Raw genomic sequence first — 15,175 nt, forward strand, 5'->3', positions numbered from 1 at the left:
TATATAGCCCCTTTTCTCATTCTATCTATTAAATTCTCTTTCTAGCTTTTATACCTGCTCTCAATAAAAAGCCAATCTTAATGTGGAATTTTTAAGGTTCATTACTGTTTATTACGGTTCAATCATAATTTATCAATATAAACCCCACATTAATCCAATGTTAAGGTTTTGTAAATCAGGTCTTAATTTGTCCAATTCACCTGCTCTTATTTTCATTATCAACTAGAAAAAAGCCTCAACAACTGACCGTAAAGAGGGGAAAGTAAAGGCAAATCTATTAAAGATAAAGTGAAAAGTTTTTTATTCAAACATATCACTCTTTTCAGTTCGTCATTAAACAAAGCTCCTGTTTAGCTAAATAACACCTATGCAAAAAACTCTCTTGAAACAAGAAATTATCGGTCTTATAAAGAAATTTTCGTTACAAAAGAAAATAAGCCTGAACCAGAATAAATGGTTCAGGCTTATTTTTATTAGTTTAAACTAATAACCTTATTCATAAATATCTTTTTTCATACCAAAATATTTTTGGGCGCATATCGTTGCCAAACGGCAATTTTATGGTAATGTCATAACAACACCCTGAATCAATGATTCAGGGTGTTGTTTCAAAATTATTCTCATTTTAAGAAGTACGTTTCTTCGCTTCATCATTTCCCGGCTGAAACCGTGGAAAACCAATCAAGATGGCAATAATTCCACAAATTCCAATAAGTATTGGGTAATAAGAATATGGCAAGATGCTTATAGGGGAAATCTTTGCTACCCCTGCTGCAACAAGGAGCTGTGCCCCATATGGAATCAACCCTTGGATGCAACAGGCAAAAACGTCAAGCAAGCTCGCCGATTTACGTGGATCAATCCCATACTTCTCGGCAATATTTTTGGCAAGTGGCCCGGCAATGATAATCGAAATCGTGTTATTTGCCGTTGAAAGGTTCGTCAAACCAACAAGCCCGGCAATGCTGAATTCCGCTCCTTTTTTTGATTTGCTATTTCTGGTCACAAGGTGGAGTAAATAATCGATGCCACCATTATGTTTGATTACAGCTACCATACCTGCAATTAAAATGGCAAGGAAGGAGATTTCATACATTTCCGCCATTCCTTCCCCAACCTTTTGAATGACACCCAACGGTTGATAACTTCCATCAGCCAAGCCGATAATTCCGGCAAATACAATTCCGATGGAAAGGACCAGGAACACATTGACTCCTGCCAATGCAGTGATCAATACACAAAGATATGGAAGGATCTTCACCCAATTATAAGCATGTTGGGAAATGTCGGCTTGTTCACCCATCGTTAAAATTCCTAGGATGGCACATGTGATGATGGCCGCAGGTAAAACGATGAAAAAATTCACTTTAAACTTATCCTTCATTTTCGTTCCCTGTGTTCGAACTGCAGCGATTGTCGTATCCGAAATGAAGGATAGATTATCACCAAACATCGCACCACCAATAACGGCCGCCATTGAAAGGGCAAGCGAAATATCTGTTTGCTCACTAATTCCAACCCCAATAGGTGCTAGGGCAACAATCGTTCCCATGCTTGTCCCCATAGATAAAGAAATAAAACAAGCAATAATGAAAATCCCTACCATTAATAGATTTTGCGGAAAAACAGCTAAGGCAAGATTCACTGTTGATTCAACTGCCCCCATGCCATTTGCAACTTTGGCAAAAGCGCCTGCCAAAAGGAAAATGATAACCATTAACATAATATTGGAGTCCCCGGCACCTTTACAGAAGATTTCAACCTTTTGATTGAAAGTCTCTTTCCGATTCATTGCCAATGCAGCTGCCGATGCAATAGAAATCGCTACAATCACCGGAAATGAATAAAAATCTTTAGTGATGATTCCGGAACCTATAAATAAAATTAAAAAAACGACAAATGGGATCAATGCCCAAGGATTCCCTTTATTGTTTGCACTCATGATGAACACCTCTTTTTATTTTTCCCATGACATGTGTCACAGCCCTTATTCTTTTAACAGTTTTTGCAAATAACGCTAATAATAACCTGATATGCCCACTATTGGAATCAACAGCTTAAAACTGTCGGCATAAAAAAAGACCTCTTCCTTTAAACAACAAGAAGAGGTCTTTTAATTTATAAAAAACGCCCCCCTTATCTTTCAGGCAAAAATTAGCCTGCTGGATTTGGCACAGCACTCCTATTAAGTCTGCTGCCGAGACATCTTCGGGCCAGTCCCTCCGTCTCTCTTGATAAGAAGATCTAAATTATATAATTTATCAAATATTACGATATCTACCAGAAAAGTACCAGACTGGAAACTCGCCGAAACCAACTGAGTTTGTGAAAGTGACATCGAAAGCCATATTGAAAAGCAAATATAAGAGTACAGCATTTTATGTATTTTCGCAAGGTTTAGTTTTAAAGTATTTCACATGTGGACCTTAATATAATAAAGGGCCTTTTACAGGTGCAGTAAATAAGTTTTTTTCAATAATGATTTACTTGTTAAACTATGATCCAACCCCTGTCTTTTATCAGGGAGGAACTAAAAATAAAAAGAGGTCTAAAGAAAGGACCTCTCAGCAAATTTGTTGTATCAGGTTAGGTGAATTATTTTTAGTTGAGTTCACATCAGTCGAAACCTCAAATGCTTCCATCTGTTCAGGATCGAATGATTTTAAATACTGCTGCAGATATGCAGGATCATTAATGGATGGATTCAACCAATCTTTTTCATCTTCAGGTTTTAGGATGACAGGCATACGATCATGAATGCTGGTCATTAGCTCATTAGGAACGGTCGTTATAACTGAGCACGAATAAATGTTGATGCCCTCTGGAGATTTCCAGGATTCCCAGAGACCGGCCATACCAAATGGAGCATGATTCTTAAGCTTTATTCGCATGGGTATTTTTCGCTCGGGTTCCTTCTTCCACTCATAAAAGGAATCAGCGATTATCAAGCATCGTTTCTTCTTATACGCATTCTTGAAGCTTGCCTTCTCAGCAATGGATTCCGCTCTGGCATTGATCATTTTGTAGCCCACTTTTTCATCTTTTGCCCAAAAAGGAATGAGTCCCCACCGAAGATATCCAAGTCGATTCCTAGCCCCGTCATTAATGACGGATAGCACGGAGTGGGAAGGTGCAATATTGTAACTGAATTGGTATTCTTCATCAAATGATCCTTGAATATCGAACCGGTCTTTTATTTCTTCAATGTCAGTGAAAAGGGTGAAACGTCCGCACATAATATCGCCTACCGTTTTAAGATTTATTACAGTGTAACAAATGGAACGGGCAGGTACAAATTAGCGTTCTAAAATCCTGATGTCGGTAAATGGTTGATTGAATAATTCACTGGAAATCAAAAGTGTTCCAAGGACCTCTCTTTCATCTTCAGCTTTAATGATTTCCGACAAAATTAATGTACTGCCATTCCTGACCGTTACATTATATTCATTCATAGGATTCCCCCTCATAAGGCTAGATGGTTGTTATTATAAACCAAAAACCTACAAGTATCATTATTGACCTTTAGCAGAGTCGTGGTTAATCCACTAATGAGGAGCCTGTACAGTGGCTCCATTAAACTTGATTACCCTTAAGATTAATCACCCGAAGCAATCCGAGACCCTCATTTCATAGTAAAGGAAGCTTGTAATCTTCCATTTGCATTCACAATAACATATAGATAAAAAAGACTGTCCATGAATAAAATCAAAGACAGTCTGGTCAGAAGGTTTTTCACTTCAACAAATTTATACTGGTAATGATAATAGGGATAGCAAAAAGGTCGATGAGGAATGCCCCTACGATCGGTACGATAAGAAATGCCCTTCTCGAAGGACCAAATTGACCTGTAATGGCGGACATATTTGCCATTGCGTTGGGTGTTGCCCCTAATCCATGTCCGATAAAGCCACCAACCATGACAGCTGCATCATAATTCTTACCTAGTAATCTGAATAATACCAATGTACCAAGAAGTACTATGAAAAATACCTGGACGAAAACAATTAGAAGCATCGGCAATGCCAAATCGGCCACTTCCCATAGTTTTATGCTCATTAAGGCCATAGATAGAAAAATTCCCAATGTTACGTCTCCGATTAGATCGATGCTTTTCATATCCACAGCTTCTCTTTTAAAACCATCAAGAATATTTCTAACGATAACCGCTACAAACATTGCTCCTACATAGCTTGGCAAAACAAAACCGGTTGAACTCGAGAAAAGCTCTCCTAAGTAAGAACCTGCTGCCATACAGAATGTTATGATCAGAATCTGGATCATGAAGTTTTGGGCGTTGATCCCTTTGGATGAATCTCCGTTCGCTTCCACGGCTGCTGCCACTTCATCATTAATATCTGCTTCGGATGGCTGTAATTTATACTTAGTGATTAAATATTTAACGGATGGACCACCAGCTAACCCGCCTGCAACCAAGCCAAAGGTTGCTGCTGCAAGTCCAATCGATAAAGCGGAACTAACCCCAAGATCTTCAATTGTCCCGCCAAATGCAGTAGCTGCCCCATGGCCTCCTTCCATCGAGATGGGGCCCATTACTACTCCTAATAAAGGCTCTAAATCAAGTACGGTTGCAAGTGAAACTCCTATCATACTCTGAAAAAGAGCCAGGGCGCCACAAGCCAGCCAGTAAATGACGAGCAGTTTCCCACCTAGCTTAACAAGTTTAAAGCTTGCCCCTAACCCTACAGTTGTAAAGAAAGTAAGCATGAAAAGGCTTTGTAAAGTAGTATCCAATGTTAAATTGATCAATCCAGCCTGTCTGAAGATTGTCACAAGTATCGCGAACAATAATCCTCCCACTACTGGAGCCGGTATGCAAAACCTTTTAAGGATGGGGATCTTCCTATTAACAGTCCACCCGCCAAAAACAGTGATACGGCGAGAAATAAGGTTGTGATTTGATTTAATTCCAGATTCATCGTATGTCTGCCCCCAGATGTATAATTTACTATTTAAAATGCAGCAATACCTCATTTATTAAATGTGCTGCCAATGTAACGGTTTTATTATTTTCGTCCAACGAAGGATTCACTTCCGCGATATCAAAGGAGAGGATCTTTTCGTTTGATACGACATGCCTAATAATCGCACGGACCAATTTCGGATTCAGTCCAAATGGAGAGGGTGCACTTACCCCTGGTGCGTAGGCTGAATCAATAACGTCAGTACATAATGTAAGAATGATGAAGTCATTTTTTTTAACGAATTCATTTATCCGCTGCTTGGTTTCATTCATTTCGTTCAATGACAAATCTTCTTCCAATATGTAGTCGACCTTACTCCCCTCAGCAGTTTTAAACAGGGCCTTCGTATTTCCCTGTTTCTGAATTCCGACACATAAATATCCACAACTTTGATCTTCGTCCAAAATCTGTTTAAACATCGTTCCTGATGAACTTTCTTTTTCATAAGGCCTCATATCAAAGTGAGCATCAATATTAATAATCCCCAATCTAGCCTTTGGTCCAACGTATTTCCTTATCCCAAGATAATGACCATAAAGGGTTTCATGTCCTCCGCCAAGTATGATAGGAATCGCTTTACTCTCCAATATCTGGGCAACAGCTGATCCCAGTTGAGCTTGGGCATCCTCCATCTCTGAACCTTCACAGATTACATTTCCAGCATCCACCAGCTCGGTTTGGGAGGATAAATGACATGGTAATTTCGCCAAGGACTGCCTTATATGATCAGGACCCTCAGCAGCACCAATCCTGCCTTTATTTCTTTTGACGCCTTCATCACATTTGAAGCCAATCATTCCAAAGGTTCTGGATGCTTTGGGAGAGGTGTTTAATTCCGAAATCGGTGACAACCGCACTCTTTGGTGGTACCTGAAGCTGTCCATTTCAGAATGGGAATCAACCCTTCCATTCCAATAATCTAAAATCGGTTTATTATACATAATTTCTCCTTTATTAAAAAAATTCTGAAATATCTTTTTTAAAAATTATAATTGAGATAATATATAATTACCAATACAAAATTTTAATATATCTATAGTTTTAAACTATAGAAAGGAGAATATATGGATCTTCGCCAACTACGCTATTTCACTACCGTTGTCCAGGAAAAGAATTACTCTAAAGCTGCTAAAATACTGCATATATCTCAACCTTCCTTAAGTAATGCCATAATGAAATTAGAAAAAGAAGTTAGTTTTCAGCTTTTGGAACGTAATACAAGGGGACTTGAGCTTACGGAAGCAGGGGGGATTTTTTATACGAGATCTGTGGATTTGTTAAGAAGATTCAATAATTTTCAAGTGGAACTTGAGGAGATGAAGCATGTTGGAAGTGGAACAATATCTATAGGTTCCATTGAATCATTCAAAATCTGGTTCCCGAAGATAATCAGGAATTTTAAAATCAATTATCCTAATATTCATTTCAAAGTCAGGGAAATATTGGGGGAAGAAAAGGTTATCGATTCGTTAAATCGGTTTAATGTTCATTTCACCATCACGAACCAGCCAATTAACCATGAGAAAATCATATCTGCACCCCTATACAATGAAAAATTCGTGCTTTTGGTCCATAAAGATGACGAATTAAACGAAAAAGAGTCTATCACTTTCCAAGACCTTGCAAAGAAAGAATTGATCATCAGTACAACTGGATTTCAAACAAGAGATGATATCTTAATAGCATTCAAGCATGAAAAGGCACTTCCCAATATTATTTACGAAATAGAAAGACTTGAAACAGCTTGCAGTTTGGTGGAAGAAGGACTTGGTGTTACAATTTTACCGGAAAGCTATGTAAAATCCGTTACAACAACCGATACTGCAATCCGTACAATAGAATCTAATTTTTTGGAAAGGACTGTATACCTGGCCTACTTGAAAGATCGATATCTGTCACCTGCGGTATGTAAATTAGTTGAGGAGATACATCGCTTTTTTAATGAGAGTGATAGAATCGACTAACTAAAAAAGCAAATCTTCACTGAAAAAATGCAAAAAAAAAATATTCCCCTTTCTGCACAATGCACAAGGGGAATATCATTAGTCTGGACCGTTTCACTTCCCAATTTCCTTCTTTACATCTTTTTAAAGGAATCCTGTCTGGACTGGTTATATTAGTCAGGATGAAATCAATTCGTCACGCTACCATCATCGTCGGGATCTTCAAAATCCGCTGGATCTTTTTCCAATAGTGCCTCTTTGTCTGTTTCGTTCCATTTTGTTTTATATCCTAACGATTTCGCTACTTTTAACACCGGTAAATACGATTTTTTATCTGGTTCATATGTTTCTAAGTCACCTGCTCCAATTACACCCAATCCAAGTAGCAATTTGTCTGATTGGATATAGGGTTTTTCATCTATCAGTTTCATTTGTTCAGCTGTATAAGGATAAACGGCTCCATTCACCTTTAAGGTAAACGGTCCTTTCTTTTCTTCTTTTATTTCTTTTGGCTTTTTAGCTTTATAGGAAACATCATACACTCCTTGAACAGTTCCTTCTCTCGTATTGTCGGCTCCTCCATACATTTTCCCTGTTTCATAATCAAAAATAACAGCTTGCACATTACCGATATGTTGGGGTTTTTCTTCATAAACATGGCCTTTTGCCATTAACTCCAGCCTTGTATTTTGTTCAATTCCCGGTTCCCATCTAACTGTAGGATAACCAGCAGAATAAATACGTGGAGCTAGTATGGCATCTTGAATTAGCATATGATGATCAAGCACATTCATAATCGTTTCAGATACCGATGCTATTATCGTCGCTCCGCCTGGTGAACCAATGGCCATGAAGGGATTGCCATCTTTTAATACGAAGGTCGGGGACATACTGCTTCTTGGTCTTTTTCTTGGTTCCACCTGGTTAACGCCCCCCGGTGTGGCATCAAAATCCGTCATTTCATTATTAAGCATGAATCCATAATCAGGTACCATGATACCCGATCCGAATACTTGCTCGATTGTAGTCGTATAAGCAACCATATTTCCCCACTTATCCATTACAGAAAAGTGAGTCGTTTGTCCGATCGGGGTCTGCTCTTCCTTAACGTTCTTCATTGAAGTCGGTTCTTTGCCCTCATACTTCCATGGATCGCCTGCTTTGACATCAACTGTTGATCTATTTGGATTAATGAGTTTTCTTCTTTCTTTTATATAATCTTCATCCAATAGTCCTTTAGTAGGTACATCATAAAAATCTTCATCTGCCATATAGGCGGCTCGATCGGCATATGCGAGATGCATGGCTTCCGTTAGATAATGAAGATACTCAGGGGAGTTAGCCCCCATCTTTTGTACATCGTATCCTTCCATGAGCTTTAGGATTTGTTGGATCGTCAAACTGCCTGAACTTGGTGAAGCTGCACCCACCAATTCAAAGCCCCTATATTCCGATCTAATTGGTTCTCTCTCTTTCACCACATAGTTTTCCAAATCCTCTTTTGTCATCGTTCCTTCACGTTTTTGAACTTCTTTGGTAAGTGCTTCTCCTATTTCACCTTTATAAAAAACGTTAGAACCTTGTTCTTTTATTAACTTAAGAGTCTTTGCCAGATCTGGCTGAACGAGGGTATCTCCCTCTACCAATGGTTTTCCATTTGGTACAAAAACTTTTGCAGCCGCTTGGTTATTTTCAAGTTTTTTTACATTTTCATCGATATATTGAGCTGTCGCCCAATTGACTTTTACCCCTTTTTCAGCTTGTAAAATGGACTGGTCGATAACTTGTGATAATTTCAATGTTCCATATTTCTCAAGAGCAGTTTCTACCCCCAAAAGTGTTCCGGGAACTGCAACCGCTTTCCCAGATATGTGCCGTTTACTAAAAGGAATAGGTTTTCCCTTTGAATCTAAAAAAAGTTCAGGCGTAACATTTTGTGGTGCCATTTCGCGACTATCGATCATCGTTATTTTATTTTCCTTTTTATTATAGATCATCATAAAACCACCGCCGCCGATTCCAGACATCATTGGCTCAACTACATTTAACGATAATTGAATGGCAGCTGCTGCATCGACCGCATTTCCACCTTGTTTTAGTATCTTTATACCCGCTTCAGCTGCTAACGGATGAGAAACTGATACGATTCCTTTTGTTGCACCCCTTCCCATTGACTTATCCACTCCGGGGACACTTGCAAAAGCTGGTGTGATCATACAAAAGAAACTGAAAGTAACTAAAATAAAACTTTTTAAAAATTTCATGAATTAGTCTCCTTTCAAAAACAAAATTGGGATTTCACCATACGGCAAGTGGATATACGGATGATCCTCGATTGCAAGTCTGGAATATGCTGGTTGATCTCTAAATTGAAACAGTATTCACATTCCTTTTGGCTGTTGGATAAGTTCTCTTAATGATGATTCAATTCAAAAAATCACCCCCCACGAATTTCCAGCATGACTCTAAAACTAACCTTTACATCCGGGTGATAATCGAAGCCTGGCACTGTCCAAACCATAGAAAACAAATAATATAGCCATGACCATAATAGGAAGCCTGCTGCCTACTGTACCTCTAGTTGCCTCTAAAACTAGCAGAATGGCCATTAAACGAACCACAAATCCAAAGCGCCGGTTTGCACTATCCTTGATTTTTTTTAGTTTTCCTTCAAACCGGAAGAAGCGTCAAAAGGGAAAATTTCAAGTTGCCTGGTACGATATCTTTTTAGCAATCCTCAGTATAGGCATAGGTGCATATTGGCCATTATTTTTCGTGAATATAGTCCTTTTCCTTACTGAAGGCCGTGATAATACCGGTCACTGTTAGACTCATAACCAATAAAAAGTACTTATTAACCTTTTCATACAACCCCCCATCATTTTTTTCATCATCTACAAAAGATGATACTATTATTATTCTACCGACCACCTTGCTTTTCCTTTTTTTTGCAAAATCAGACACAAAAACCAAAAGTCCTACTGTCGATTAAAAAAGTTTTATTTAAATCAAATAAACAAGCATAAATGTGTAAAAACACCTGCTTAAATACTGAAAATTCTGTTATTTAATGGGTTCATTTTCCTCTTTATTACATTTTCACCCTTAATTTAAGGATAATATTGACTCTTCCGTTTTAGAAATATATTATTGTTATAAACTTATAAGTCTTTATTATAAAACTAGAAACTTTTAACATATTTCTAGCCTTTAATCGTTATATACAAATATTATTTGAGAGGGTATATTTGAGGTCCGCCCTTCCTTTTACCAGCTATTTTTTGTGTGTATTTTCCAATCTAACTGAAGTGGGTGATTGTTTGAATTTCCTATCCCTCCGCTATTTCATAGAGGTTTCTAACCATCTTAGTTTCAGTGAGGCTTCCAAAACCCTGCATATATCGCAGCCAGGACTTAGCCAACAGATTTTATCCCTCGAAAAACAATTAGGCCTTAAACTATTAAATCGAACGACAAGAAAAATTACATTGACGGAAGAAGGAGAGTACATCTATAAAAAACTTGCCCCTTCCTTTGAAGATATTGAGAAAACAGTGAATTACATAGTTGAAAATAAAACCATCCCCAAGCCCAAAATGAAGATTGCTACTGTCCCCTCTGCAGCGAGCATATATATCCCGAAGTTATTGAAAAAGATAGTGGGGGAATACCCGGAAACAGATTTTTACCTGCATGAAACAACATCCTCAAGAGCAGTGAAGCTCGTAAACCAACAAAATTATCACATCGGTTTCATCCGAACGCCCATACACAATAACATCATCGCAAATGAAGGATTAAGCATGATTGAATTCAAAAGGTTCCCTTTACAATTAGTCGTTTCCATTGATCATCCACTAGCCCAAAAGGATGCGATACACTTATACGAAGCAAGAGACGAATCTTTTATCCATTATGATGCCGTCCAAGCACACTCCCTTCAATTCCTTTTGGAAAAGGCTTGTCTGACTGCTGGATTTTCACCTAAAGAATTATGTAAAGGATCTGAATTATTAACGATCGCCAACCTTATAGCCAATAACTTAGGCGTTGCTCTCATGCCGAAAGATATGGTGAGTTTGTTGGGAAAAAGCAAAGTTAAAGCATTGAACATCGATAACTCTGAATTATCCAGTTCCATATCTGCAGTTTGGAAAAACACGGATGATCCGTCAATGCTGACTAAGCATGTTTTGAAAACGTTAAAGAATGATCAGACTTTTTACGATATATGAGATTCTTGGCTTAAAAAGCTGCGAAACAACTCGGAGTGAGAAAAACCATTTAGTTTGAATAATATTTATTACACTTTACCTTTTAAATGATTCATTTTTTGCATTTTGTGAAATTTTAAAAAAAGAGCCCCTCTCGATTAAAAAGGAGGGGTCGAAATAAGGGGTTTAGGCATAAAGTGAAAAAAGCCCCATTTCTCGTTTGTGACACTGAGAAATGGAGCTTTTAATATTGGATTAATTTTACTTCTATACTTCGATAAATAATTTATCACTGGTTATTTGAAAAACCACGGTGAATAAATGCACTTTGAATCGGATAAAACTCTACTAGAATTATCCCCCTGTGGTTTTCTTTTTGTATATCATGTACCGTTATTTATTCCCTGGAGCAGGTTGATCGACCCCTCTAACTCGATGTTTATGCCCATCATCTTCAGTTGTGTAAAAATCATAATAATGAACGTGCATTCCATTGCCAACAGGAATGGCTGGTCCCGAATATGCCTTATAATAATGGTTATGCCCATCCTCAAATACCACATATCCTTCTGTATAGTGAATATGTTCTCCCTCTTGTGATGGAATTGGCGGGGATGTTACATCCAGACATTGATGGACATGGCCGTCCACTACAGATGTATAATCAACGGACCCATGATTATGATGTGGAACAAACCCAGAAACAAAATCATCTTTTCCTACCTTGCTCAATCCATTCACCCCTTATATATTAATTATCATAAATTCTATAAACTATATGCTTGGAACAATAAGGAGATTCGTAACAATCATAATTAAAAAACCGTAAAAGTATACTTTTACGAACGATTTTCCTGCCTACTGGAGCCTATGTGAACATATACAAACAATTCAATATTTTAACAAATTAACGTGTTAAAAAAATAGATTGATTTCAGCAAAGAGTAAAGATATAATCATCATGATAATGATTATCAATTCCATTAATGAACAGTAAAGGATGAATTAAAAAATGTTACATAATCCCTCTCTAAAGGGACTCAAAAAGCGTTCAAATGGTTTTCTGCTATTGTGTTTATTCATTCTGGTGATTATTGGATTAGTGCTGTGCCTATTTTTGGCTGTAACATTTGGAGCAAAAGAGGTTAGCATCAATACGGTGTGGTCAGCGATTTTTGATTATAATCCCACACTGACACAGCAACAGATTATCCACGAACTACGGCTTCCACGGGTGATTGGCGCTGCATTAGTCGGAGCAGCTTTTGCAGTTGCAGGTGCTTTGATGCAAGGAGTCACCCACAACCCCTTAGCTGACTCAGGAATACTTGGTATTAACGCAGGGTCAATGTTTGTGGTAGCCCTTAGTTTCGCTTTCTTTCCAAATATACCATATGCTGTCTTGATGGTTTTTTCATTTATAGGAGCTGTGTTGAGTACATTATTCATTTATATAATAGGCTCATCTGTGCCGGGAGGATTAACACCTATAAGGCTAACAATCTCAGGTGCAGTGATAGCAGCGCTCCTACATTCACTTAGTTCAGGAGTGGCCATTTATTATGATTTGAGTCAGGATTTAGCATTTTGGTATGCGGGGGGTGTAGCAGGGATAAAGTGGAGTCATTTGAAAGTGCTTGCTCCTATTATTCTTATCGCAATTATTTGGGCAATTTCATTAGGTCGATCTGTATCACTCATTTCAATGGGCAATGATATTTCCACCAATCTTGGTGTGAATACGAATCGTATTAGAATACTAGGAATGATAGTTGCCGTTATTCTGGCAGGAGTTTCTGTTTCGGCCGTTGGTTCAATAGGTTTTGTTGGACTTGTAATCCCACATATTTCACGAAAATTGGTTGGAGGATATTATCAGCTCATTATTCCAATGTCAGCATTATTGGGTTCGATTCTGTTAATACTGGCTGATCTGGGTGCCAGAACGTTGAACCCGCCTAGAGAGCTGGCTATTGGTATAATGGTTGCCCTTGTCGGTGTTCCTTTTTTTCTCTATATTGCTCGTAAAGTAGGGAGGGACTTATAGGTGAAATATCATATGAATGCAGACAACAAGAGGGCATATATAGTTACTATGGTATTTATTTTTATTAGTATAGTTGCAGTATTAATAAGCTTGAATACAGGTACACTGCGAATTTCACCTTTAAAAGTAATCCAAACGCTTTTTGGCAACGGTGATTTTAAAAGTACTACTGTGCTATTTGATTACCGTATGCCACGAATCTTGATTACCATGTTGGCTGGAGTTGGATTAGGAATTTCAGGTGCAATCCTACAAGGTTTATCGCGTAATCCTTTGGCAGACCCAGGAATTTTAGGCTTACATGCAGGTGCGTCCTTTGGTCTCATTATCTTTGTAACATATTTTCATTCATTGGATGAAAAAGCATCAATCCTTATACCGCTATTTACCTTTTTAGGCGGAGTCTTAACTGCTTTTCTAATTGTTTTACTTGCCTATGATCGTTACAAAGGCATACTGCCCATTCGCCTTATTCTCATTGGAATTGCGATTTCTGCTGGTTTTAGTGCTATTACACTTTTTCTGTCTCTTCGTCTTGATGAAGAAACCTACTCATTTGCTTCAAGATGGTTAGTTGGTAATGTATGGGGAAGAGATTGGATCCATGTTATTGCCCTTTTTCCGTGGATCCTTATTTTAGCACCTTATGCTTACTTCAAATCTAACACATTAAATGCCTTATCACTAGGTGATGACGTAGCGGCTGGACTTGGTGTTTCTGTTCAAAAACAACGTTTGCTGATGCTGGTAACTGCTGTTGGTTTGTCATGTGCGAGTGTAGCAATGGCCGGCGGTATTGGATTTATTGGTCTAGTTGCCCCGCATCTTGCCCGTCGGCTTGTTGGCCCGATGTACCAGCATTTCCTTCCTGTTGCAGGACTTATAGGACTCATTATTTTGGTGCTTGCGGATACCATCGGCCGATCCATATTTCATCCAAATGCTATTCCAGCTGGTATAGTAGTCGCTGCTATAGGAGCTCCCTATTTTCTTTACTTGCTCACAAAAACAAAATAACTTTTCAATTAGGAGAAAAAATGAACAAGAAAATTACTATTTTATTTAGCATTATGTTAATTCTTATTTTGTCGGCTTGCGGACAGACATCTTCAAATGATAGTAAATCAGCACAAAAAAATAAACCAGAGAGTGAAGAACCTAGAATCGCTTCACTTTCCATCCACCTAACAAATGATTTACTTGCATTAGATATAACTCCAGTTGGTTCTGTAATTGGTGGAGAATTAAAAGATTTTCTGCCGCATGTGAAGGATCGATTAAAAGATACGCAAAAGCTTGGACCTGTAAAAGATCCAGATATGGAAGCGTTGATAGAACTAAACCCTTCTGTAATTTATCTTGATAAAGAATTTTCAGGACAAGATGTATCAAAATATGAAAAAATCGCACCGACTCATGTATTTAATCTTGATGAAGGAACATGGAGAGATCATTTAAAGTCCGTTGCTAAACTTGTCGACCGTCAACAGCAAGCAGAAAAGTTCATATCAGATTATGAAAAACAAACGAAAGAAGTCAAAAATTTAATTGAAAATAAACTTGGTGAAGGCAGTAAAGTAATGGCAATCCGTGTTACTGCAAAGGAGTTACGAGTATTTAGTACTGAAAAGCCAATGGGACCTATCTTATTTCAGGATTTAGGTTTTAAACCTGCCAATGGTGTTGAAAAGATTGATAAAAATCTACCTTACGAAGTCATATCTCAAGAAGTTCTTCCAGATTTCAATGCAGATGCTATATTTGTCATTGTCAACAGTGACGATGAGTCTCAGACTGCTTTTAAACAGTTGGAAGATACACCCATTTGGAAAGGGTTGAAAGCAGTTAAAGGAAAACATGTATACGTAGTTCCGGATCAGCCATGGCTTGATTATTCAGCACTAGGAAATAAAATGGCCATGGAAAACGCAAAAGAAATCTTTTCAAAATAAATAGTGTTATTTTTTACGCTAAGCGAAATTTCAAACT

General features: G+C 38.0%; 11 protein-coding genes, 1 pseudogene and 1 riboswitch. Of the genes and pseudogenes, 5 read left to right on the top strand and 7 right to left on the bottom strand.

Annotated elements, in window-relative coordinates:
* Nucleotides 1-625: 625 nt before the first annotated feature.
* The 5 genes and pseudogenes from ACFX4X_RS09575 to hutG all read right to left on the bottom strand — a co-directional run bounded on the left by ACFX4X_RS09575 (nucleotide 626) and on the right by hutG (nucleotide 5,923).
* Nucleotides 626-1,942: a Na+/H+ antiporter NhaC family protein gene (locus ACFX4X_RS09575; protein WP_284470992.1), complete on the bottom strand. Its 1,317-nt coding sequence runs from the start codon at nucleotides 1,940-1,942 to the stop codon at nucleotides 626-628.
* A 191-nt stretch (nucleotides 1,943-2,133) separates the two neighbouring features.
* Nucleotides 2,134-2,241, bottom strand: a riboswitch (SAM riboswitch).
* 323 nt (nucleotides 2,242-2,564) lie between these two features.
* On the bottom strand, nucleotides 2,565-3,236 hold the full coding sequence (locus tag ACFX4X_RS09580; RefSeq protein ID WP_284470993.1) for an SOS response-associated peptidase: 672 nt from the start codon (nucleotides 3,234-3,236) through the stop codon (nucleotides 2,565-2,567).
* A gap of 60 nt (nucleotides 3,237-3,296) precedes the next feature.
* Entirely contained in the window at nucleotides 3,297-3,452 is a 156-nt protein-coding gene (locus ACFX4X_RS09585; protein WP_155727292.1) for a hypothetical protein, read from the bottom strand.
* A 280-nt stretch (nucleotides 3,453-3,732) separates the two neighbouring features.
* Nucleotides 3,733-4,937 (bottom strand): annotated as a pseudogene (gene gltS / locus ACFX4X_RS09590) (sodium/glutamate symporter).
* 29 nt (nucleotides 4,938-4,966) lie between these two features.
* Nucleotides 4,967-5,923, bottom strand: a complete 957-nt coding sequence (gene hutG / locus ACFX4X_RS09595; protein WP_284470995.1) for a formimidoylglutamase — start codon at nucleotides 5,921-5,923, stop codon at nucleotides 4,967-4,969.
* Nucleotides 5,924-6,046: 123 nt separating this feature from the next.
* Here hutG and ACFX4X_RS09600 point away from each other — a divergent pair, with 123 nt between their 5' ends.
* On the top strand, nucleotides 6,047-6,946 hold the full coding sequence (locus ACFX4X_RS09600; RefSeq protein ID WP_377383087.1) for a LysR family transcriptional regulator: 900 nt from the start codon (nucleotides 6,047-6,049) through the stop codon (nucleotides 6,944-6,946).
* A gap of 167 nt (nucleotides 6,947-7,113) precedes the next feature.
* Here the strand turns inward: ACFX4X_RS09600 and ggt are convergent, their stop codons facing one another.
* Nucleotides 7,114-9,189, bottom strand: a complete 2,076-nt coding sequence (gene ggt / locus ACFX4X_RS09605) for a gamma-glutamyltransferase (protein ID WP_284470997.1) — start codon at nucleotides 9,187-9,189, stop codon at nucleotides 7,114-7,116.
* 1,056 nt (nucleotides 9,190-10,245) lie between these two features.
* On the opposite strand from ggt, the gene ACFX4X_RS09610 reads away from it, so the two are divergent.
* Nucleotides 10,246-11,160: a LysR family transcriptional regulator gene (locus ACFX4X_RS09610; protein WP_141133653.1), complete on the top strand. Its 915-nt coding sequence runs from the start codon at nucleotides 10,246-10,248 to the stop codon at nucleotides 11,158-11,160.
* Nucleotides 11,161-11,532: 372 nt separating this feature from the next.
* Here the strand turns inward: ACFX4X_RS09610 and ACFX4X_RS09615 are convergent, their stop codons facing one another.
* Nucleotides 11,533-11,871 (bottom strand): YmaF family protein, encoded by a 339-nt coding sequence (locus ACFX4X_RS09615; protein WP_377383089.1) that lies wholly within the window; start codon nucleotides 11,869-11,871, stop codon nucleotides 11,533-11,535.
* Between the two features lie 280 nt (nucleotides 11,872-12,151).
* Between ACFX4X_RS09615 and ACFX4X_RS09620 the strand changes: the two genes are divergently transcribed.
* Genes ACFX4X_RS09620 through ACFX4X_RS09630 form a run of 3 tightly spaced genes read left to right on the top strand, consistent with a single transcriptional unit; the run spans nucleotide 12,152 to nucleotide 15,138 of the window.
* Nucleotides 12,152-13,186: a FecCD family ABC transporter permease gene (locus tag ACFX4X_RS09620; protein WP_061462876.1), complete on the top strand. Its 1,035-nt coding sequence runs from the start codon at nucleotides 12,152-12,154 to the stop codon at nucleotides 13,184-13,186.
* A gap of 12 nt (nucleotides 13,187-13,198) precedes the next feature.
* Nucleotides 13,199-14,203 (top strand): FecCD family ABC transporter permease, encoded by a 1,005-nt coding sequence (locus ACFX4X_RS09625; protein ID WP_375166301.1) that lies wholly within the window; start codon nucleotides 13,199-13,201, stop codon nucleotides 14,201-14,203.
* 20 nt (nucleotides 14,204-14,223) lie between these two features.
* Nucleotides 14,224-15,138, top strand: a complete 915-nt coding sequence (locus ACFX4X_RS09630; RefSeq protein ID WP_377383091.1) for an ABC transporter substrate-binding protein — start codon at nucleotides 14,224-14,226, stop codon at nucleotides 15,136-15,138.
* Nucleotides 15,139-15,175: the final 37 nt, after the last annotated feature.

It is taken from the genome of Peribacillus sp. YIM B13481 (assembly GCF_042787985.1).
Taxonomy (GTDB): Bacteria; Bacillota; Bacilli; order Bacillales; family DSM-1321; genus Peribacillus; species Peribacillus simplex_A.